This is a genomic window from Seongchinamella unica (assembly GCF_004354085.1).
GTDB classification, from domain to species: Bacteria; Pseudomonadota; Gammaproteobacteria; order Pseudomonadales; family Halieaceae; genus Halioglobus; species Halioglobus unicus.
The window spans coordinates 517894-539703 of sequence record NZ_SMSE01000002.1 but is presented as its reverse complement, the minus strand read 5'-3'; the positions used below and the strand labels follow the sequence as shown (position 1 = coordinate 539703).

Annotated in this window: 21 protein-coding genes and 1 other RNA gene; 5 read left to right on the top strand and 17 right to left on the bottom strand. The window is 60.2% G+C overall.

Translation table 11 applies throughout. The annotated features are described in order from the left end of the window. Positions 1-4: 4 nt before the first annotated feature. The 7 genes from E2F43_RS09530 to ffs form a co-directional block, all read right to left on the bottom strand. Positions 5-448: a YcgN family cysteine cluster protein gene (locus E2F43_RS09530; protein ID WP_133212020.1), complete on the bottom strand. Its 444-nt coding sequence runs from the start codon at positions 446-448 to the stop codon at positions 5-7. Continuing rightward, entirely contained in the window at positions 441-713 is a 273-nt protein-coding gene (locus E2F43_RS09525) for a YcgL domain-containing protein (RefSeq protein ID WP_133212018.1), read from the bottom strand. Before E2F43_RS09525 ends, E2F43_RS09530 begins: the two co-directional genes overlap by 8 nt. Beyond that, positions 710-1828, bottom strand: coding sequence for a ribonuclease D (gene rnd, locus E2F43_RS09520; RefSeq protein WP_133212016.1), 1119 nt, complete (start codon positions 1826-1828; stop codon positions 710-712). The genes E2F43_RS09525 and rnd overlap by 4 nt, the downstream gene beginning before the upstream one ends. Positions 1829-1831: 3 nt before the next feature. After that, positions 1832-2431 carry a recombination mediator RecR gene (gene recR / locus E2F43_RS09515; protein ID WP_133212014.1) on the bottom strand — a complete coding sequence of 200 codons (600 nt, stop codon included), beginning with the start codon at positions 2429-2431 and terminating at the stop codon, positions 1832-1834. Between the two features lie 15 nt (positions 2432-2446). Continuing rightward, a complete protein-coding gene (locus tag E2F43_RS09510; RefSeq protein WP_133212012.1) occupies positions 2447-2767 on the bottom strand; it encodes a YbaB/EbfC family nucleoid-associated protein in 321 nt (106 codons plus the stop codon). A gap of 16 nt (positions 2768-2783) precedes the next feature. Continuing rightward, on the bottom strand, positions 2784-4559 hold the full coding sequence (gene dnaX / locus E2F43_RS09505; RefSeq protein WP_133212010.1) for a DNA polymerase III subunit gamma/tau: 1776 nt from the start codon (positions 4557-4559) through the stop codon (positions 2784-2786). Positions 4560-4631: 72 nt separating this feature from the next. Further along, an RNA gene (gene ffs / locus E2F43_RS09500) (signal recognition particle sRNA small type) lies at positions 4632-4728 on the bottom strand. A 151-nt stretch (positions 4729-4879) separates the two neighbouring features. Between ffs and E2F43_RS09495 the strand changes: the two genes are divergently transcribed. From E2F43_RS09495 to E2F43_RS09480, 4 genes are read left to right on the top strand one after another with little or no spacing between them, the layout of a single operon-like run. After that, positions 4880-5998, top strand: coding sequence for an efflux RND transporter periplasmic adaptor subunit (locus tag E2F43_RS09495; protein WP_133212008.1), 1119 nt, complete (start codon positions 4880-4882; stop codon positions 5996-5998). Position 5999: 1 nt separating this feature from the next. Continuing rightward, on the top strand, positions 6000-9116 hold the full coding sequence (locus E2F43_RS09490; protein WP_133212006.1) for an efflux RND transporter permease subunit: 3117 nt from the start codon (positions 6000-6002) through the stop codon (positions 9114-9116). Next, positions 9113-9724 carry a TetR/AcrR family transcriptional regulator gene (locus E2F43_RS09485; RefSeq protein WP_133212004.1) on the top strand — a complete coding sequence of 204 codons (612 nt, stop codon included), beginning with the start codon at positions 9113-9115 and terminating at the stop codon, positions 9722-9724. The genes E2F43_RS09490 and E2F43_RS09485 overlap by 4 nt, the downstream gene beginning before the upstream one ends. Positions 9725-9765: 41 nt before the next feature. After that, the gene (locus E2F43_RS09480) at positions 9766-11427 is read left to right on the top strand and encodes an amidohydrolase (RefSeq protein ID WP_133212002.1); all 1662 of its coding nucleotides are present in this window, start codon (positions 9766-9768) and stop codon (positions 11425-11427) included. Between the two features lie 53 nt (positions 11428-11480). Here E2F43_RS09480 and E2F43_RS19410 read toward each other — a convergent pair whose 3' ends face one another. From E2F43_RS19410 to E2F43_RS09465, 4 genes are all read right to left on the bottom strand, one after another. Then, the gene (locus E2F43_RS19410) at positions 11481-11603 is read right to left on the bottom strand and encodes a hypothetical protein (RefSeq protein ID WP_275259602.1); all 123 of its coding nucleotides are present in this window, start codon (positions 11601-11603) and stop codon (positions 11481-11483) included. 294 nt (positions 11604-11897) lie between these two features. Continuing rightward, positions 11898-12665, bottom strand: coding sequence for an enoyl-CoA hydratase (locus tag E2F43_RS09475; RefSeq protein WP_238946831.1), 768 nt, complete (start codon positions 12663-12665; stop codon positions 11898-11900). Position 12666: 1 nt separating this feature from the next. Continuing rightward, complete coding sequence (locus E2F43_RS09470; RefSeq protein WP_133211998.1) at positions 12667-13506, bottom strand: SDR family NAD(P)-dependent oxidoreductase; 840 nt, start codon at positions 13504-13506, stop codon at positions 12667-12669. Then, positions 13503-13955: a MarR family winged helix-turn-helix transcriptional regulator gene (locus E2F43_RS09465; protein WP_165954257.1), complete on the bottom strand. Its 453-nt coding sequence runs from the start codon at positions 13953-13955 to the stop codon at positions 13503-13505. Before E2F43_RS09465 ends, E2F43_RS09470 begins: the two co-directional genes overlap by 4 nt. A 67-nt stretch (positions 13956-14022) precedes the next feature. Between E2F43_RS09465 and E2F43_RS09460 the strand changes: the two genes are divergently transcribed. Next, positions 14023-15045, top strand: a complete 1023-nt coding sequence (locus E2F43_RS09460) for a TIGR03617 family F420-dependent LLM class oxidoreductase (protein ID WP_133211994.1) — start codon at positions 14023-14025, stop codon at positions 15043-15045. A gap of 13 nt (positions 15046-15058) precedes the next feature. On the opposite strand, the gene E2F43_RS09455 is transcribed toward E2F43_RS09460, so the two are convergent. The 6 genes from E2F43_RS09455 to E2F43_RS09430 form a co-directional block, all read right to left on the bottom strand. Beyond that, positions 15059-16309, bottom strand: a complete 1251-nt coding sequence (locus tag E2F43_RS09455; protein ID WP_238946830.1) for an NADH:flavin oxidoreductase — start codon at positions 16307-16309, stop codon at positions 15059-15061. 220 nt (positions 16310-16529) lie between these two features. Then, entirely contained in the window at positions 16530-17924 is a 1395-nt protein-coding gene (locus E2F43_RS09450; RefSeq protein ID WP_133211990.1) for a hypothetical protein, read from the bottom strand. Further along, positions 17921-19081: a sulfotransferase family protein gene (locus E2F43_RS09445; protein ID WP_133211988.1), complete on the bottom strand. Its 1161-nt coding sequence runs from the start codon at positions 19079-19081 to the stop codon at positions 17921-17923. The genes E2F43_RS09450 and E2F43_RS09445 overlap by 4 nt, the downstream gene beginning before the upstream one ends. Before the next feature lie 195 nt (positions 19082-19276). Next, on the bottom strand, positions 19277-20044 hold the full coding sequence (locus tag E2F43_RS09440; RefSeq protein ID WP_133211986.1) for a glucose 1-dehydrogenase: 768 nt from the start codon (positions 20042-20044) through the stop codon (positions 19277-19279). Positions 20045-20086: 42 nt separating this feature from the next. After that, positions 20087-20836 (bottom strand): SDR family NAD(P)-dependent oxidoreductase, encoded by a 750-nt coding sequence (locus E2F43_RS09435; protein ID WP_133211984.1) that lies wholly within the window; start codon positions 20834-20836, stop codon positions 20087-20089. 11 nt (positions 20837-20847) lie between these two features. Continuing rightward, complete coding sequence (locus E2F43_RS09430) at positions 20848-21687, bottom strand: SDR family NAD(P)-dependent oxidoreductase (protein WP_165954256.1); 840 nt, start codon at positions 21685-21687, stop codon at positions 20848-20850. Between the last annotated feature and the right edge of the window lie 123 nt (positions 21688-21810).

The window sequence follows — 21810 nt, the reverse complement described above, 5'->3', positions numbered from 1 at the left end:
TCCTCTACTCCTGCTGCACCCAGGTCACGATGTGTTCTTCGTAACCATCCGGGTGTACATAATCTTCCGATATGCTGCGCCCACGAATGGAGGCACCGGCCTCATGCACCGTTTGACGACTGCCCGACACGAGATAGTGCCAGTCCGGCAGAGGCTCACCCCGTGATCGCAGTCGATAGGCACAAGTCTCCGGTAGCCAATCCAGGCTGGCGACAGTATCCTGCCGCAGACTGACGCAGTCCGGAACCGCCTCCAGGCGCCCGGCATAATCACGGCAACGGCAGCTTTCTGGGTCCAGGTAGCGACAGTGTATGCGCGTGTAGAAGAGCTCTCCACTGTCTGCATCCTGCAGCTTGTGTAAACAGCACTTGGCACAGCCATCACAAAGCGCCTCCCACTGTTCATTGTCCAGTTCCCGAAGGCTTAAACGGTTCCACCAGTCACTCACGGCTACCCTCACGACGCAGCAGTTCTCCTGCGGTGGGCGGCATTTGCAGGTAAAACCCCTGCTCCTCTATCTTCTGCAACACCTCTGTGGTATCGGCCCTGGCCAGTTTGCGCCCCGGGTCCAGGACCAGGGTCATCACACTCCTGGCCTCACCAAACTGCTGCAGCAATACTTCGGGAACATCGGCAAGCCCCTTCGCTTTCTCTACATAGAGATACATTTCTTGCTTGCGCGAGCTGCAGAAAATTTCCACCAGATGTTTCATGCTGCATCTCCATCAAGAAAAGCACGCAGAGGTTCGATAACCCGCTCCCGTCGCCAGCCTGACCAGGCGGCGGGTTGCTCCGCGTCACCCCTGATCAGCGCCTCGTAATCCTTGCCCGACACCAGCACCTGTGGGGCAACACCCAACTGTCGGGCAATGTTTTCCGTTTCCTGCTTCAGTCGCTTTAGCTTGTTACGCTGGCTGGCATTCAACGGTGCCGGCAGGCTCGATGGCAGGTCGACATTGTCCTGTGAGAAATGCTCGCTGATCAGGTCCAGAAGCGATTCTCCGTAACGACGCAAGGTCCCCGGGTGCACCTCCACCGCAGCGCGCAGTTCATTCATATTGGCGGGGCTTTTTTGCGCCAGTTGCAAACAGGCCTTGTCATCGATTATCCAGCTGCGCGGCTTGTCTTTCTCCCGGGCGGTCGCTTCCCGCCAGTCGCAGATTGCGATGAGGGTTGCCAATTCCCGAGGCGAGAGTTTCCAGGCACTTTTGATTTTTTTGTAATACGCGCCCGAAGTCGAGGCCAACCCCTGGCAGGCCATCTCACCGTCCTCCAGCACCCAGTCGTACTTGCCCTGCTCCGCACAACGCGCGGCAATGACACGGTAGGCATCCAGCAGCCAGATAACGTCCTGGGCAGCGTAGTGACACTGTGACTCGGTCAGCGGACGCTGCAGCCAGTCCGAGCGGGTTTCACCTTTGGGCAGGTCCTCACCGCATAACTCCAGGACCATTGCCCGGTATCCCAGGCCAAAATCCAGCCCCACCATGGCCGCTGCTTTCTGGGTATCGAACAGCGGTCGCGGCAGCACCCCCAACCAGTGCTGGAATACCTCCAGGTCTTCACTGGCGGAATGCAGCACTTTCACCACGTCAGGGTTTTCAAACAGGGCCACCAGCGGCGAGGGATCCTCTATTTGCAGTGGATCCACCAGCCATGCGGTTCCCGCGGCATCGCTGCCGACAAAACATAGTTGTACCAGCGCCACCTGGGGATAAAAGGTATTGCGGCGCATAAACTCGGTATCGACCATTACAGCCTGGCTGCCTCTGGCGCTGGACAGCAGTTCGGCGAGGGCCGCGTCCGATTCGATCAGTATCCAATCCATGAATTACTCCACCGGCCGCCGGCCGGAAAAGGCGTGGGCCAGGGTGCTACCGTCCACGTATTCCAGTTCGCCGCCCAGGGGAACCCCGTGCGCTATGCGGGATACTTTCACTCCCTCCCGCTGTAACACGTCGGACAGGTAGTACGCGGTTGCCTCTCCCTCCACGGTGGGGTTGGTGGCGAGGATAACTTCTTCAATGCCTTCGTCAACAACTCGCTGCTGGAATCGGTCCAGGCCGATTTCCTCCGGACCGATTCCATCGATTGGCGACAGGTGCCCCATGAGCACGAAGTATACGCCACGATAACTGCCACTCTGCTCTACGGCCAGCACGTCCGCCGGAGTTTCCACCACGCAAATGGTGCCGGCATCACGACGGGCATCACTGCAGATTTCACAGACCTCCAGTTCGGTGAAATTGCGGCACCGGGAGCAGTGGTCTACCTTATCGACCGCTGTTTGCAGGGCCGCAGCCAGTGCGGTCGCCCCCTCCCGGTCACGCTCGAGCAGATGCAGCGTCATTCGCTGGGCCGACTTGGGCCCAACGCCAGGGAGACAGCGCAGTGCTTCGATCAATTCCTGAAGTGCAGGACTGAATTTCATTTCGGCCGCGGCTGCTTAAAATGGCATCTTGAAACCGGGAGGCAGGTTGAGCCCCGCGGCGAGGCCGGACATGGCTTCCTGATTGTGAGCCTCGACCTTACGCACCGCGTCGTTGACTGCGGCTGCCAACAGGTCCTCCAGCACCTCCTTGTCCTCGCTCATCACTGCCGGGTCGATGGTCACACGTTTGACATCGTGACGTCCGGTCATGATGACGCTGACCAGGCCGGCGCCGGCCTCGCCATGAATTTCGGCATCGGCCAGTTGTTCCTGCGCTTTCTGCATGTCGGCTTGCATCTTCTGGGCCTGTTGCATCAGGTCCGACAGGTTTTTCATGGAAATATCCTCAAATTCAGTCCAGCGGTGCGATGGAGGTAATATCCAGCTCACCATCAAAGTTTGCGAGCAACGCCTGCAGGCGCGGGTCATTTTCGATCTCGGCAACGGCTCTCTGCTGGCGCTCGTTTCTTGCCCGCGCCTGGCGCATTGCCGGCGTTTCACCGGGCGGCGTTGCAACACTTATGGAAACAGACAGCTCGCAGTCAAAGTAGTTCTGCAGAGCGAGGCGGATCTTGTCGCGGTGTCCATCGTTGAACAAGGACGCATTGTCGGCGTCGAGCACAAACTCCAGCGTATCCCCGGTCACAGTGAGCAGCTGCATATTGCTGGCGATATTCTGCACCATGCCCAGCAAGCCCAGCTGAGGCAGTAACTCACACCAGTTTTCCGGTGTCACCCCGCCAATCGCCTGTTTCTCGCTGGCTGCCGCCAACGGCGCCTTTTCAGGGGCGGGCGCGGCTGCCGCTTGTGGTGCTGGCTCGGGCTGTGAACGTACCGGTGCTGCCGGGGAATCCTGACTGGCAAGCTCTCTTTTTCGTTCCGTGTGGTGACTCGCCGCGGCCTGTGGCTGGGAAGGCGCACCCTCCCCCACGGAATCAGGTGACTTTTTTACCGGGGTGCCGACCTCCACGGCGGCGCTGGAGCTGGCAGAATTCGCCGGCGCTGGCTGCAAATCCGCGGGCCCTAATGACTCGTCTATCACCGCCGCCGGCCGGAATGCCAGCATCCGCAACAGCAGCATCTCGAAACCCGAGCGCGGATCGGGCGCCAGGCCCATGTCGCGCTTGCCATTCAGGGCTATCTGGTAGAACAGCTGGGCGTCTTCGGCAGTAATTGACCGGGCCAGGCTGGCGACCCGCTCGGCGTCACCCCAGCTGTTGTCGATGGCCTCCGGTACCACCTGGGCGACCGCGACCCGATGGACCAGGGAAATCAATTCGTCCGTGCTGCCCTCGAAGTCAGGCGCATGCTCGGCCATGCGCGCAACGATGGCCAGCAATTCGGCGGGATCACCGGCGGCAACGCCCTCCAGCAACTGGTAGACGAAACTCAGGTCGACACTGCCCAGCATACTGCGCACATCGGCCTCAACCAGCTTTCCCGAACCAAAGGCAATGGCCTGGTCAGTCAGGCTGAGAGCGTCACGCATACTACCGGATGCCGCCCTGCCCAGCAGCCACAGGGCCGGCTCCTCAAAACTGACCATCTCTTTTTCCAGCACATTGCCGAGGTGGCCGACGATTTGTTCCGGAGGCATGTTCTTCAGGTTGAACTGCAGACAGCGGGACAGCACCGTTGCGGGCAATTTCTGCGGGTCGGTGGTTGCCAGCAGGAATTTCACGTGTGGCGGCGGCTCTTCCAGGGTTTTCAGCAGTGCGTTGAAACTGCTGGTGGAGAGCATGTGCACCTCGTCGATAAGGTAAACCTTGTAGCGGGAACGGGTCGGGGCGTACTGGACGTTTTCCAGCAACTCCCGGGTGTCCTCGACCTTGGTACGAGAGGCGGCATCCACCTCCAGCAGATCAACACTGCGGCCCTCGGCGATTTCCAGGCAGGAACCGCACTCACCACAGGGCTCCGAACTGACTCCCTGTTCGCAGTTGAGGCACTTGGCGAGGATCCGGGCGATCGTGGTCTTGCCCACCCCGCGGGTGCCGGTAAAGAGGTAGGCGTGATGCAGCCTGTCGTGGTCCAGCGCATTGATCAGCGCCTGGAGCACGTGCTCCTGGCCGACCATTTCCCTGAAACTCTTGGGTCGCCACTTGCGCGCGAGAACCTGGTAGGACATGCCCCGTATTGCCTTGTTATCTGAGAAGTAGGAAAGGATACACCACAGGCGGTGGGGAGAAAATGGAGATGACCCAGACAGCCACACCCCGGCACACGAGTCGATAACTACGGTTGCTCCCTTCCGGGCCTGGCCGGGTTCGCTATCTATCGTTGCGGGGGGACCGCCTGGGCCACCACAGCGTCTGCAGCTGCCTGCAGAGGGCGCGTATTGTGCGGTAATCCAGCGGGCGCTGCAAGCCGTACCTCTGATATGTTCTTGACTTTTATGTTAATCGTCTTAACATTAATGTTACTCCAATTAACATCGAGGTAAATCTCATGAACACTCGTCAAAGCAACAGATTTGCGGGAGCAATAGGGGTGGCAGCCGCCGCCGTGATTGTCATCGCTTTGACCGGTATCCTGCATGCCCGCTTCGCCATGGGAGACAAACCCGCGGAACGCATTCCCCTGACGGTGGCTGCAACCGGCTACCACTTGCAGGACAGTTACCTGCGCCAGGTATCCTATCTCGGCCTGGTCGCCGCCGGCCGCAAAGCGCGACTGGGGTTTGAAATTTCCGGAACGGTAGCAGAGCTTCCCTGGCGCGAGGGCAGCCCGGTCGCAAAAGGCCAGCTGATCGCCCGGCTGGACGATGCCTCCCTGCGTGCGAGCTACAGCGCCACCAGCGCCGACCTGGACCAGGCACGTTCGGAGCTCGAACTGGCTAAGCTAAAAGCCAGGCGGCAAAGGGAACTGCGCGAATCCGGCGCCGTATCAAGGGAAGCCTTTGATGAGACCCGGCTTCGGGCACAGGCACTGGCATCGCGGGTCGAGGCAGTCACCGCCCGTCTGCACAGCATCGAAATCCAGATAGAAAAAGCGACCCTGCGCGCCCCTTATGCCGGCGTCATCGCTGATCGTTTTGTGCATCAGGGGGCGGTGGTCAATCCGGGTATGCCGGTCGTCCAGTTCATCGAAACCGCCGGCCGTGAGGCCAACATCGGCGTCGCAGTCGCCAAGGCAAGAAGCCTGCAGGTGGGCAGGGAATATACCCTCAAGTTGCGCGGGGAAAGCTTCTCCAGCCCCCTGCTCACGGTGCGACCTGACGTGGACCCGGTGACCCGGGTGACGACAGCCGTTTTCGCCATTCCCCCGGACATCGACGCGGTGGACGGCGAACCGATCACCCTGATTATGGAAGAGTCCGTAGAGGCGCGGGGCGGCTGGCTGCCGATCGCCGCCCTGTTGGAGAGCAGCCGCGGCCTCTGGAATGTGTTGCGTCTCGAAGAGTCACCGCAAGGCACACGGACGGTGCGCGAAGCCGTTGAGGTGCTGGAAATCCAGGGTGACATGGCCTATGTCAGGGGGTCTCTGGCTGACAACAGCCTGGTGGTTGCCAACGGTGTTCACCGCACCACGCCGGGCACGCTGGTGGCGGTGGCCGGAGCCCGCTGACATGTTCGCCCGCTACATTTACCGCCACCCGCGCTACTTCGCCCTGATCATGATCTGTGTGGTCGCCGTCGGCCTGAACAGCTTCCAGAACATCCCCCGCCAGGAAGAGCCGACCCTGACCAACTTTGCCGGCACGGTCACCACCTTCTACCCCGGCGCCACGCCCGACAGGGTGGAGGCGCTGGTGACCAAGCCACTGGAAGACCAACTGCGCAGAATCTCGGAAGTGGACAAGCTGGAGTCCACCAGCAGTTCCGGAGTCTCCTTCATCAACATTCGTCTCCTCGACACATTGGCTAACGATGAACTGGAGCGGGTATGGTCGGAGGTACGCGATGCCATGAGCGACGCAGCGACGCAGTTCCCCACCGGTGTCATCGAGCCCTCCTTCGATAACGACCGGCTGCGGTCATTCACCGCCATCGTGGCTATCTCCGCCGACCCTGGAACAGAGGTACCCCTCGCCCTGATCAGCCGGATCGGGGAGGAGTTTGCCGACCGCGCCCGCAACCTCGATGGCACCAAGTTCGTGGAGATATTCGGCGAGCCGCTAGAGGAAATCCGGGTAGAGATTGACGAGGACGCTCTGGTAGCCCGCGGGCTGAGCCTGCAGCAGGTTTCTGCCGCGCTAAGGGCGGCAGATGCCAAGGTCTCCTCCGGCCGCGCCTCCGGCGACCGCACCGATATGCTGATCGAACTGGCCGGAGACTTTGACTCCCTGACCCGTATCCGCGATGTTATCGTGGTGACCTCCACCGGCGGCAGTGCCACCCGCATCTCGGACCTGGGCCGGGTCTATAAGGCCGCCGTGACCCCGCCCCCTACCCTCGCCCTGATCCAGGGCCGACCTGGCGTACTCGTCGGGGTCGCCATGGAGAATGGGCGCCAGGTAGACAGGTGGGCGGACAGCTTCCAGCAATTACTGGACGACTTCAGCGCCGGGGCGCCCGAGAGCCTTCGCTTCGAAAAAACCTTCGACCAGAGCCTGTACGCTGAAAGCCGCCTGATTGACGTCAGCAAGAACCTGGCCATCGGTATTGTGCTGGTCATAATGGTGCTCCTGTTTACCCTGGGCTGGCGGGCTGCTGTGGTAGTGGCCGTCATCCTGCCGCTGTGCGGACTGATCTCGGTCGTCGTCATGGAACGCACGGGGCTGGCGCTCCACCAGATGTCCATTACTGGCCTCATCGTCGCCCTGGGCCTGCTGGTAGACGGCTCCATCGTAATGACCGACGAGATCCGCAAGCGGCTGTTACAGGGTCAACAACCCATAAAAGCCATCGCCAGCGCAGTTGAGCGATTACGCATTCCGTTGATCGCCTCCGCGGTAACCACCATTCTCGCCTTCATGCCCATCGCTATCATGCCCGGCCCCGCCGGTGATTTCATTGGCGCTGTGGCAACGGCCGTCATCATCATGCTGATCACCTCCACCCTGCTGGCGATTGTCATCACCCCCGTGCTGGCGGCCTGGGTGCTGCCCCGCACGGCCGAAGCTTCCGCCCACTGGTATACCGGCGGCATGGCCAGCGGACGGATGGGCAACGCGCTGGTAAAGGCCATGGACTGGAGTTTGCGTCATCCGCTGGCGGCGGTCGCTCTTGCTCTGGCACTGCCGGTGACCGGGTTTCTCTCCTTTCCCACGCTTACCGCGCAATTTTTTCCCGGCACCGATCGCGACCAGATGTACATCCAGGTAAAACTGGCTGACGGTCGCTCCATTTACGATACCCGCGCGCTGGTGGAAAGACTGGACCAGCGACTGCGCAATGACCCGATGATCCGCCGGGTGGACTGGACGCTGGGCGAGAGTGCGCCAGCCTTCTACTACAATATGTACCGTTCCAGGGAAGGTATTCCATCCTGGGCGGAAGCATTGATTATCACCAATGACCAACGCGCCACCGACGACCTGATCCGCTCACTGCAGGTTGAACTCGATCGCGACTACCCGCAGGCCCGCATTATCGTGCGCGGTATTTACCAGGGCCCGCCGGTCACGGCACCGCTGGAAATCGAGATTCACGGGGCCAACCTGCGGGTGCTGCAACGCCTGGGCGAGGAGTACCGTTTTCGCATGGAACAGACACCCCATGTGATTCACACCACGACCACCCTGATTGGTGGCGCGCCCAAAGTGGTCTTTCATCTCGATGAAGAACGCCTGCGGCTGGCCAACCTGCAATTGACCGATGCGGCGGCGGCGCTCAATGACTCCCTGCGCGGGCAGGTGGGCGGAGAGGTGCTGGAGGGGACCGAACGCCTGCCGGTCAGGGTACGTCTGAGCGAGGCTGAGTGGAGTACTCCGGACCAGATCGCCGACATCCGCCTGCCGATCGGCAGACACCCCGGCTCCGCTGCGGCCGGGTTGCCGCTCAACGCCCTGGGAAAGCCGGCGCTGGAGCCATCGCAAAGCCCGATCACCCGCATCAACGGCCAGCGGGTCAATACTGTGCAGGGTTACATTACCCGCGGGGTTTTGCCGGAAGAGGCACTGAAACTGCTGATGGCGGACCTGCAAAGCAACCCCATCGACATGCCGCCGGGATACAACATGGTTTACGGGGGTGACACCGAGGAGCGAGCCAAGGTGGTCAACAAAATCATGGCTCCCATGGGGCTGATCCTGTCTGCGCTCATGGCCACCATCGTGCTGACCTTTAATTCCTGGCGACTGTCAGCGGTGGCGTTGCTGGTCTGTGTATGTTCGCTGGGGCTGTCGTTGCTGTCGCTGGCGGTTTTCCAGTATCCCTTTGGCATCATGTCGCTGATCGGCGTGATCGGTTCCATCGGTGTATCGATCAACGCAGCCATCATCATCATGACGGCACTGCAACAAAACACCAGTGCCATGCAGGGCGACGCCCTCGCCGTCCGCAGCGTGGTCATGGACTCAAGCAGGCACATTGTTTCAACCACCTTGACGACTTTCGGCGGATTCCTGCCGCTGATACTCGAGGGCAGCCAGTTCTGGCCACCGTTCGCCATGGCCATTGCCGGTGGTGTACTGTTATCGACAATAATTTCATTTTTCCTGGTGCCTCCCATGTTTCTGCTCTGCGTTCGTATGGCTAACCCGCTCTCACTGCTGCAGCGGTTGGGAAGCCGCACAGCATGAGCAGGAATTACCACCACGGCGACCTGCGCAATGCCCTGATCGTTGCTGCGGCCGAATTAATCGAGGAGGCAGGCTGTCCGGACTTTGCCATTTCCGATGCGGCTAAACGGGCTGGCGTGAGTGCTGCCGCGCCCTACCGTCACTTCAAGGACCGCGATGACCTGCTCAATGCGGTCGCCGATCTCTGCTTTATCGGCCTGGCGGAAAACGTGCTGCAGACTCGCGACAGGCATGAAATGGGCACGCGCGAGTGCATCATCGCCCTCGGGCTGACCTACTTACAATACGTCTCTGACCGGCCTGCGTTCTACCAGTTGATGTGGAATGAGCAGGAGCACCTGCCCGATGAGCATTCAGACAACGCCAGTCGCCCAGGCTTTAGCATTTTCCTGGAAGCGGTACAGGCCTGGTGTGAGCGGCAACACTTCTCCGGCGTTGACGCGCTGGATCTCGCGGTAAAGATGTGGGCACTGGCGCATGGCCTGGCCGTGCTCAACATCAACGGCAAGCTGGCGGTTTTTCTGCCGGAGGCCGATGTCTATGACATGCTCAGCAGCAGTGCCCATACCTTTCTCGATGGCGTGGAAAGAAGCCATCAACAGCAATGATCGTTATACTGGCTCGATAACCCAACGCAGGAAAAACTTGCATGAGTCGTTTTTACTTTTTGGGACTGCTGGCTTGCCTGATCAATACCTCCGCCCTGGCAGCCCCGGCATCATCCACATCCCTGCTCTATAATGTTACCGGGTACAGCCTCAACAGCGGGCGGGTCGAACGTTTTTCCGCTCTGGAATTCCAGGGCGACACAATTACCGCGGTCTATCCAACCCCGGAGGCTGCCAAAGCCAGTAAGGCCAACGAGCGCATCGACGGCGGTGGCGCCACCCTCCTCCCCGGCCTGATCGACGCCCATGGGCATGTGGGTGGTTACGGCAAGTCATTGAGCCAGGTTGACCTGGTCGGCGTCACCAGCGAAAAAGCCGCCGGCGCACGGGTGGCGGAGGTTGCGGCGACAGAAAGCAAAGACTGGATACTGGGTCGCGGCTGGAACCAGGCGCTTTGGCCCGGTAAGTCCTTCCCCACGCGCGAGTCACTGGACAAGGTCGCGCCTGACCAGCCTGTGGCCCTGGTACGTATTGACGGCCACGCCCTGTGGGTGAATTCAGCCGCACTGGAACTTGCCGGTATCGACGCCAGTGTGTCCGATCCCCCCGGCGGCCAGATTATTCGCGACGCCAGTGGTGTCGCTACCGGCGTACTGGTCGATAATGCCATGAACCTGATCAACCAGGTTATCGCAGACGACAGCGATCAGCAGGTCGTCGAATACCAGCGCCGCGCACTGGATAAACTGGCGGGCTATGGTCTGACCAGTGTCCACGATGCCCGCTCCGACGCCCGTTCCATACGAGCCTATCAGGCCCTGGCCGAAAAACAGGCGTTGGCGATTCGCGTTTACCCCATGCTGGATGTACTGGACGCCGGTATCGATCCCTATCTCGCCGCTGGCCCCGTCATCGATCCGACACACATGCTGGACATCCGCAGCGTCAAGATTTCCGCCGATGGCGCCCTCGGGTCCCGCGGGGCCGCTATGATCGCAGATTACAGCGATGAACCCGGACATCGCGGTTTACTCCTGCTCTCCGATGCGGAACTGGAACACCATATCAATCGGGCCATGGCGGCCGGTTACCAGGTGAACACCCACGCCATCGGTGATCTGGCCAACCAGCGGGTACTGGATCTCTACCAGCCGCTGCTGGCAAAAAACACAGCCGCCGGACTGCGCCATCGCATTGAGCACGCCCAGGTGCTGCGTCCGCAGGATATTCCGCGTTTCCGCACGCTGAACGTGATCGCCTCGGTACAACCGACCCACGCCACCAGCGACAAGAACATGGCTGAGGACCGCGTCGGTGCCGACCGGCTGCAAGGGGCTTACGCCTGGAAAAGCCTGCTCGATGCCGGCACTCGAATGGCAGGTGGGTCAGACTTCCCGGTAGAGCACCCCAATCCCTTCCACGGCCTGTATGCCGCGATCACCCGGCAGGGACAGGACGGCGAACCTCCCGGTGGCTGGCTGCCGGAACAGAAACTGTCCCGGGCAGAAGCGCTGCACCTGTTCACCGAGGGCGCCGCCTACGCCGCGCACCAGGAGCATCTCATCGGCCGGCTGGCGCCGGGCTATTACGCCGACTTTATCCTGGTGGATTCAGATTACTTCACCATGCCCGAGTCCGACATCTGGAAAACCCGGGTGCTGGAGACCTGGGTGGCGGGGAGGCGAGTTTACGGGACTGACTGAAGCCCCGGGCACAAAAAAGGGGGCCGCAGCCCCCTGGTGCGCTGTTCCGGGGTTTAGTTGCGCAGTTCCATCTGGTTAGCGGCGGCTTGGGCGGACACTTCGCCGGCAATGGCAAACTTGGCGCCGATCAGGCCCGACATAATAGCGATAAACACAAACGGTACGAACTTTTTCATAACACTCTCCCGTGGAGTAAAAATAAACAGTCACTATGGATTTACTGCAAAGTGTAGGGCTGACATGCCCTGAGCAGGATGGCCGTCCGCGACAACAGCATGGCACGAGACGACAAGCCTGCGGCACCCCTGGGTGCCGGCGCGCATAGTAGGGATCGACCGGCACGGGAGCAAGCGGTGCGGGGTGATATCGGGTATAAGCGGGACAACTATTGACCCAGGACAAAATTGTGCCGGCTCGGCAGGCGCATTAGCGACCGGACACCACCCTGTCCCGGCCGGCCCGGGCTGGCGCTATTCTTTTTCGCGGCGCCCCTGGCTGATGACCTGCTCCCGGCGCTGGGCAATCAGATGCGCCATGGCCTGCCGGGCCGAGTCAATGGACAACGCCTCCTCCCAGCGCAACGCCTCGTCGAGGGGCTTGCAGAACCCCTCATCAATCAGTGGCTTGTACCGGGCAAGGATCTCGGGCACGCAACGACACATCTCCTCCGCCATGGCTATCGCCCGCGGCATCAGTTCGTTCTCGGGAACCACATGGTTGACCAGGCCCCACTCATAGGCCTGCCGGGCAAATACCGGGGAGCCGGTAAAGGCGATTTCCTTGGCCCGGGAGATGCCGATCAGCCGGGGCAGTTTCTGGCTCAGTCCCCACCCGGGCAGGATACCGACACGGGCATGGGTATCGGCAAAACGCGCCTTGTCCGAGGCGATCAGGACATCGCAGGCCAGGGCCATTTCAAAACCGCCGGTAATGGCATGACCATTGACCGCGCCGATGATCGGCCCTTTAAAAGACTCCATGGCCCGCGCCATACTGTTGTCCGCCTCTTCGGAGGCATCGGTGCCACTGCTGGCCAGCTCCTTCAGATCAAACCCGGCGCAGAAGGCCCGACCGCGACCAGTCAGAATAACCACGCGAATCGCTTCATCCCGGGCGCACTCGGCAAAGGCTGTCACAAAATGGGCGCGCAATTCCCGTGACAGGGCATTCATCTCGTCCGGGCGATTGAGGGTCACAATGGCGTAGCCGTCGTGTTTTTCCAGTAATACCTTGTTCAAGTCACTCTCCCAGCAGTGAGGGGACCCGCAGCAGGTCCAGTTGTTTGGCGATCGCCGGCGCCGCCAGTGTCTGCTCCGGCTGCCACTCGGCCAGCGGCTCATTATCCGCCAGCCAGGCGACTACGGCCGCAATCGCCTGGGGTGTACACGGTTTGAAGCGAGCCATCAGTTCCTCGGTCATGCCGGCAGCCTTCATCACTTCTGTGATCACGGTACCCGGCTCGATATTGAAAAACCGCAGGCCGCTGTCGGCGTGTTCGACCCGCAGGGCACCTGCCATACGGGCGAGTGCAGCCTTGGAAGACGGATAGCCAAAACTCCAGCCGCCCTGATCAGCCGCTGCCGGGGGATTATGGAATGCGGTATAAGACACCATATTGATGATGGTGCCCTGGCCCCGTTCCAGCATCCCCGGCAACAGGGTTCGCACCAGTGCCAGTGGCGTGAATACATTACCCTGGTAGATGCAATTCAGTTGTTCCCGGGTCACCGCAAGCACTGGCTCCTGGTTGCCTGGGCCCTGATAAACGGCGTTGTTAAACAACAAATCGACAGCGCCGAAACGGGCTGTCGCTTCCAGCGCCGCATCGACGACACTCTGTTCATCGAGAATGTCTGCCCGCAGGCACAGCGCTTCGCCGCCCGCTGCCCTGACTGCGGCGGCGGTGGCTTCAAGGCTGCCGGGCAGTGGCGCATCGCTACCCATGTGGTCATGCTGCTCTCCGTCCCCCAGCGTTCGCGCCGTGATGGCCACCCGATAGCCTCGCCGGGCCAGCGCTACCGCCGCTTCCGCGCCAATACCGCGACTGGCGCCGGTAATGAATGCAACTTTTGTACTCATGCTTTTCCCCTCTGGTTTTGACTCAGGGTCAGCAGGGCATCCAGCGACGCCATTAACTGATTCAACTGACTTTCACCAAACAGCGCCGCATACTGCGCCCACACCCGTTCGGTCGACCGGGTCAGTTGTTCAATCAGGCGCCGCCCTAACCCGGTGAACTCAATCAGTTTAGCCCGGGAATCCGCTGGATCAGTCCGGCGAGAGATCAGACCAAGCCCCTCAAGTTCGTGCACGATTTTCATCATCGACTGCGGACGAATGCCGGCGGCCTTCGCGAGATCGACACTGCGGCTCGCCCCGTGCCGATCCAGATGCATAAACAGCGCCCGGTGGCGGTAGCGAATACCGGGAAAACCCGCACCTGCCAGATCCTCATCAAGCCGCCGCTGAAAGTCCTGCAGGGTGAGCATCAACAGCTGCCCTATCTCATGTCTTTGCACGCTGGCCATTGCAAACTCCATTTAATAAGTTTATCTTATAATCAGTTTAGCTGCCAATAAAGCCAGGAGGCAAGTCATGTTTCAGGTATTCGCTGCTACCCCGGAAGACATGGGGCCGGGAGACATCGGCGCCCACGCCCTGCGGGCAGAGGCGATGGGCTTCGACGGGCTGCAGGTACCCGACGCCATCCATGACGGACTGCTGCTGTCCGCCATGGCCCTGGCCGCGACCGAAACGCTGATAGTGGGCACCGGCGTCCTGCTGGCGTTCCCACGGAGCCCGATGATTACCGCCATTGCCAGTTGGGACCTGCAGAAAATGTCCGGGGGGCGCTTCGAACTGGGCCTGGGTACCCAGATAAAACAGAATATCGAGCAGCGCTATTCCGCTCGCTGGGACTCCCCTGTTCCGCAAATGCGCGAGTACGTGCAGACTATCAAGGCAATATTCCACAGCTTCCAGACCGGTGAGCGCCTCAGTTTTGAGGGCGAGCACTATCGCCTGACCCGGCTGCAGCCCTTTTTTAACCCCGGCCCGATTGATCACCCGGATATCCCGATCCTCTGCGGTGCCGTCGGCCCGGCCATGACCCGCATGGTGGGCCGCATTGCCGACGGCATGATTACCCATCCCACCAATACGCCTCCACAATACATTCGCGAGGTCTGCCTGCCACGCCTGCAGGATGGATTTGACAAGGCCTGCAGATCCGGCGACGACTTCAGGTTACTGCTCGGCCCGTTGACCGCGACGGGCAGGGACGAGGCAAGCGTCGCTGTAGAGTGGGAGAAGCAGCGCAACCTGCTGGGCTTTCTCTATTCCACGCCGGCCTACTGGCCCAGCCTGGAATTATTCGGGTGGCAGGACAAGGGCCAGCAATTGCTGGATATGACGCGTGCCGGTAACTGGCAGGAAATGCCGAATATCATCACCGACGAGATGCTTGAAAAGTTCGTACCGAGAGGGACTTACGATGACATCGCCCGAATCTATCGATCCCGTTACGGCGGTCTTGCCCGCCGCATTACCTTCCCCATGCCAGAGAACCCGGCGGATGACGAACTGGCTGCCGCGGCGATCGCGAGACTGAAACAATAAGGTCGTGGCAGCCTCAGCGCCCCACGGATTGCCAATCGGAGGCGAAGACCCTGTTGGCCTGCGGGTCGTTCGCGCCTCGATGGATACAGCGAGTGCCGTCCGGGTGATAGATATAAGCCACGCAGGCGTTGCAGTTGTCACAGCGCGACTGGCGCATGGTGCCGTTTCTGAACTGCGTTACGAGGTCCGGGTCGCGCAGCAGCGCCCGCGCCAGCACCACGGCATCGAATCCATCCGCCATGGCAGTTTCCACATTGTCCAGTGACTTGACGCCACCGAGATAAGCCAGGGGCAGGTCCACCGCGGCGCGAATCTTTTGCGAGTAGTCGCGGAAGTACATTTCACGAAACTCAATCTTGCGCTCGGAGGCGGCGGCAACCTTCATCATGAAAGCGCCGAGGCGATCTCCGATCAGTTTCATCACCTTGATAATTTCCTCCCGGTTCATATTGCTGCCAAACATGAACCAGGTCGATTCCACATTGCGCCCGCCCGACAACACCAGCATATGGGCACCGGCTTCCTGCAGGACCTTCGCAGTAACAATACCGTCTTCGACCGTAGCCCCGCGGCTGGGGCCGTCAGCGACATTGATTTTGGCCAGTACCGCGATATCGTCACCCACTGCGTCGCGCACGGCGGCGAGCACCCGGGCCGGGAAACGTGCTCGATTTTCCGCACTACCGCCGTACTCATCGCTGCGCCGGTTACTCATGGGCGAGATAAACTGGTTCAGCAGGTAACCGTGACCCATGTGAATCTCCACCGCGTCAAAGCCCGCCTCACGCGCCAGCTTCGCGGCCTCCACAAACTCGTCCGTCACGCGGTCCATATCGGATTCATTCATCTTCCGCTGCAGGAAGTTGGCTTTCATCAATCCGGCCGGATTGAGTCCGGAAGAGGCACTTATCAAGCGGCCTCTCACGTGCATGCCGGTGACGAAGGAACCACCGTGAGTAATCTGGGCGGAAATCGCCGCGCCCTCGCCGTGTACCGCATCGGTCAGCGCACGTAAGTCGGGCAGGATTTCCCGGCGCATCCAGGTCTGGTTAGGGAGGGTACGCCCCACGCTGGACACGGCCATATAGGCCACTGTGGTCATGCCAACCCCGCCGGCGGCCAGTTCCCGGTGGTGATTGACCAGCGCTGCGGTGGGACGCCCCTCCAGGCACATGCCCTCGTTCGCTCCCGATTTGATGAACCGGTTACGCAGGGTGATCGGGCCCAACGTGAACGGTTGGAATGCGGACGGGTTGGCTGTCAAGCTCGGATAATCCGTTGGGTTCATAGCGGGCGTCTTTGATGCTGGTCACTGTTGAAGGCGAATAAGAACCGGCCAGTCGCCGGTCTCCGCGCAATTATAACCCGACGCCGCGATTCGGCGGTGAAACAGGTTAAACCATCAGCAACAACAGACCCCGTCAGCGTCTGGATTTCACTGCCAGCGACTGAAAAGCACCGAGATAAAGCGGACCGCCTGGAAACTAGAAAACCCGGTAACGCCTTTGCACGTGTCGCTGGCGTTTACGAATCTCCTGGCGCCTCTGCTCCGGCGTCATCGTTGGCTGGTCTGGCGGAAAGGCAGCCTGTATTTCAGCAAAGGGAATCACCCGGCAGGATATCGTCGGCCACTGCTCTTTCGGCGGCAATTCCGGGTAGGCCCAGCGATGGCTTAGGTAGCCGCGGGGCAAGCCGGTGGTATCGACCCAGTTCTGCACCCCCGGATCGCGGTGGGCAACCACCCAGCGTTGTTTGCCGTCGGCGCCGATATGCATCTGCGACAGATTCAGGCTACTCTGGTGATTGGCGTAGTCCGGCGACTCACCCCACAGGTTGCCCAGGTGCATACTGGTATAGACCGGGTTGCCGCTAAATTCTGCTTCTATATACAGCGCTTCATCTTCTGCGAGGTCGTAAATACCGCCGGCGTAGATATTGGTGCTCATACCGCCTCCGGTATCACCCGAGGCCGCGTTGGGTGCGTTGTAGGCATTGACCGGCATCGCGTAGGGACGGCCTGCGCTGTCGTGGGTTTGATTGCAATTCAATACGACATCGTAAAACTGCAGCCAGAAGCGCATCTGGCCGCGGACAATAGCGCCCATGGTGCGCAGGTTAGCCGCTACTTTCTCTGCAGTCAGAGGCGCTGGATGGCTGCCAGCGGTATCAAGACATTCGATCTCCAGATGAATGGCCTCTTCCTGCTCCCAGTCGTAAAAAAGCTGCCGGCCGCTGATGAACTCGGCGTATCGATCATCCCCCTCGGGATTGCGCTTACCCGGATCCTTGCGGGTGCAGATAAAATTGCCCTCATAGCCAACAGGCTTCTCAGGCGCCAGAAGCAGTTCGAAAGACCCGTCATCCTGAACCATGAGTCGGGAAGAATCCACCGTACCAAAACCGACCCGCTGGCCCGGCGTGAGTTCCCGGAGGTTGCCGGTATCTCCGGACAGCGGACCAGTGGTCACTTCGAATATCAGGTACTGTGGGGCAAACGGCCCTTCGCCACTGCGGGCTTTTCCCTGCCAATGGCTATGGTTACCCGCGTTTCCACGGATCCGGTAGCGCTTGCGGCCATCGATACCCGCGTAAAAATAAATGGCATCGCTATTATCAATCGTCGACTTGTTAACCACCGAAAGTGCGTTGCGAAACGCGGGGAAATCCGGGTCATCGTGGAAGCATCGCTCAATGGCATGATGCATGAATCCCGTCAGGTAACGATAGCCTTCAGCCAGGTTCCGGTCGGTAGGCTGCGGCGGGAAACAGCCGGGATCGTCGATGGTGTCGCGCGCCACTTGCAGCTCGCCCAGTAAGTCGTCGAACGCGGACCTCAATGCCAGTTCTGCCTCTTTCGAGTCTTCAGCCCTGTGTGTCATGATCTTTTTTCTTTCACCTCGTCAATTACTGTCACTGTCGGCCACCCATAAACCTGGTAAAAATCAGCCAGCCGCCGGTGGATCTCTTCGCCGGAGAGCCGGAACTCCCCAAGGCTGTACTCGAACTTGCTGTGGTGTTTCTTTTCCCGTTCCGCCTGGGCGATTAGCCATCGGTCGAACTCCTCCGTGACCGACATGCCCAGGGCCCGATACACCGCGTGCAGGGTCTCCCGGGGCGCACCGGTCAGTTCGCGATAGTCCACGACAATCTGCGGGGTTTCTGGATGCGCCGCCAGCACCCGTTTCGGGTTGTGGAAGGTGTCGATGGATATCTCCGTCAGGATATCCAGGGATTGCTCGTAGTCGGCTTGCTCCCAACCCCGGCCCTTCCAGCTCAGCGCCACAAGCTTCAGACAGCTCGGTATGCACTCCCCGGGATCGCGCATCATCACCACGATGCGGGCATCCGGAAACTCCTCAATGATGGAATCAACCCAGCCGCTCATGAGGGGATTCTTGGCCAGATGAATCTTGTCGCCGCCATTGAGCAACAACTGGCGCTTGACCAACTGCCGGTAGTGGCCCATCCAGCGTTTGCGTTTTTCAGGCATCTGGTCCAGGTGAAAAAAGTCCACCACGTCCATCATCGGGATTTCCAGCGACCACTGCTGGCTGACAAAAGCTGCGCCCATCGCAAAACAGTCTTCCTCGGCAATCCACAGGCTCATATTGTGCATGTGACGGTAGGGGCCGAAGGTCCTGTCGTCCCAGGCCTTGAGTCTGCGATGCATGAAGCCGCCAAACAGGTTCGCGTCAATACGGCCAAGGCCACGGATCATTTTTTTCTGCAGCAGGGAGGGGAAAAACATCTCCCAGTAGAGGAAATAGCTGAAGCGGTCACCATCAGCGCTCATCAGACGGTGCATGAGGGTGGTGCCGGAGCGGCCGTGACCGACAATGAATACCGGCTGTTCAACCTTCTGCGACCACAGGCGCCAGAACACCAGGTAATCCAGCAGGAAGCAGATGCCGTGAAAAAGGCTCAGCAGAGGAACCAGCACCAACAGGCGCAGCAACATGCGAGTGCGACCATCCCAGCCCCGCAATCCCCAGACGTGGCGAACAACGCGCCACCAATAGTCAATATCAAAGTACATGGGCACAGGTTAGCCGGAGCAGAACAGCCGGACAACTGGCGTTATCGACCCGGGAGAATACTGTATCTATATGTTTTTTAAAGCTTTTTTACGGTAAAAACGATGTTCGCAACATTCACTTACATTTTGGCAGCAGACCCGTTGCCCAATCGCCGGCAGACTGCGCCACCCGGACAAGCCGCGACAGAGGCCTGCTCAAAGAGTGTGCGGGTTGACCATGATGCCGCCATCGACATCCAGCGTCGTGCCGGTAATAAACGACGCCCGGTCTGAGACCAGGTAGCACACGGCATCCGCAACCTCTTCAGGTTTTCCCAGGCGCCGCATCGCATGCACCGCCTCGGTTTTTTCCTGAGCTCCGGGGACCTTGGCAAAGTAATGCCTGATGCCTTCGGTGAGAATCCCGCCGGGGTTCACCGCATTTATCCGGATACCATCGCGCGCCCACTCGGCTGCTGCAGTTCGGGTCAAGGCGATAACTCCCCCCTTGGCTGCGCTGTAGGGCGATTGCATCGCCTCCCCGCGCACTCCGGATAACGACGCTATGTTGACTATCGCGCCACCCCCGGTTTTCAGCATGGCGGGTATTTGATACTTGAGGCACAGCCAGACACCCCGCAAACAGATGGACTGGATGCGATCCCAGTCTTCCTCCCGCATGTCCGTAAGCATGGCAAACGTTACCCCGCCGGCGGCGTTGTTGGATACACAATCCAGCGTTCCCCAGGTATCCAGCGCAGCCTCAACCATGGCTTTGACATCACCGGCCTGGGAGACGTCAGCGTTGACCGCTATGGCCTCGCCACCGGCTGCAGTAATCAAGTCCAAGGTCTCATTGGCTTTATCCATCCGGACATCGGCGATCACCACCCGCGCGCCATCTTTGGCAAAGGCGATGGATGTTGCCCGACCAATGCCATCACCACCACCGGTGACCAGGCCGACTTTATTCTCTAATAACATGGTGCACTCCCAAGATAGTGTTAATGACAGACAGCCAGACATTCAAAATGGCGCCGCGCCACCGTCGACACAGAACAGCTGGCCGGTAATCCAGCCAGCCTCCTCTGACGCGAGAAAGCCCGTCATATACCCCGCATCTTCCGCTGTCCCCAGCCGACCACAGGGAATGGACGGGATAATGTGCCTGGCAAATTCCTCGGGCACCGTATCCATCAGACCCAGCGCTATGGCGTTGCAGGTAACGCCATGCCTGCCGACCTCCTGGGAAATGTGCCGCATCAAATTGATGGATCCCGCTTTTGCAGCGCCGTATACGGAGACACCAATGTTCAACCCGGTCCGGCCCGCCGCCGAGGAGATGGTGATCACCCGGCCCCAGCCCCGCTCACACATGCCGGGCAGTACCGCATGCGTACAGTGCATTACGCCGTACAAATTGACGTCGACAAATTTACGCCAGTTTTCGGGTACCGAGTCCCTGAACGCTGCCTGCACCATGTCGACCGCGCCGGCGTTCCCGGCATTGTTGACCAGAATGTCAATAGCGCCGAAAGAGTCTTCCAGATTGCCGATACTGGCTTTCACCGCATCGGCGTCGGTAACATCCCAGACACTGGCACTCGCCATGCAGCCCCGGGCAATGATTTGCTCGGCGCCCGACTCCGCCTTCGCCGCCACAATGTCATTGACGATAACGTGCGCACCCTGGCTCGACAGCTGGTGGGCGATACCCAGGCCCATTCCGCTTCCTGCCCCGGTCACCAGGGCGGTTTTTCCTGTCAAATCGAGCATTGGAATGTCTCCTAGAGCCCAACTGGCGTGAATGCATCCCCAATAACGTTGCGGCCACTGAGATCATGCAGCTCGCGTCCGGTGGCATGCACAATATTACGACTGTAGACCACTTCACCGACGTGACGGGCAGTGCACAGTTCCAGGGCAGCCTCCGCCATCATTTCAACCGGTTCGACCATGTCCGGGCGGCGCCTGGCTATGGCCTCTACGGCCTCACCCACACTGGTAAGCACAATGTTGTTGGGGGCCAGGGCATTGACGAAAATATTTTCATCCGCCAGTTCGTCCGCCAATGCCTGCGTATAGCGGTTGAGCGCTGCCTTGCTTGCGCCGTAAGGCCCGATCACATGGGCAGCCATTTTCGAGTCAGGGTAAGGCGGTTCTACCCGCTCCGCAGTCCGGCTGGATATGTTCAGGCACCACCCTCCGCCCTTTTCCCGCATTCCCGGCAGGGCTTGCTGCAAAAGTTCTATGGGCACATTGACGTTGAGGTCGAATACGCGATTGCGAGAGGAGGAAGCATTCATGCTGGGTAACTCATAATCCGCTCGAGCGGCGTTATTGACCAGAACATCCACCGCGCCAAAGTGCTCGCTCGCGCGGGCGATCAGGTCTGACCGTGCATCGGGGTCCGACAGGTCGCAAGCCAGGGGCGCGGCCCTGCCGCCCGTCGAGACAATGGCATCGACAGTCCCCTGGAGTGTTCCCTCGAGCTCGCCGTGGGCACCCAGTCGGGAAGCACACAGCACCACTGCGGCACCCTCGGCGGCGAAACGCATCGCGATGGCCCGGCCAATGCCGCGACTTGCCCCGGTTATGAAAGCCACGCGGCCATCGAGTTCACCCATGCCTGATCTCCCTAGCAGGTAAACCCCGGGCCGTCGCTGCAGCCGACCCCCGGGGCCTATCAGTTGTACCACCAGCATAAATGTTCTGCACTGGCTGCAACAACTGGCATTAAAAGAACTAAC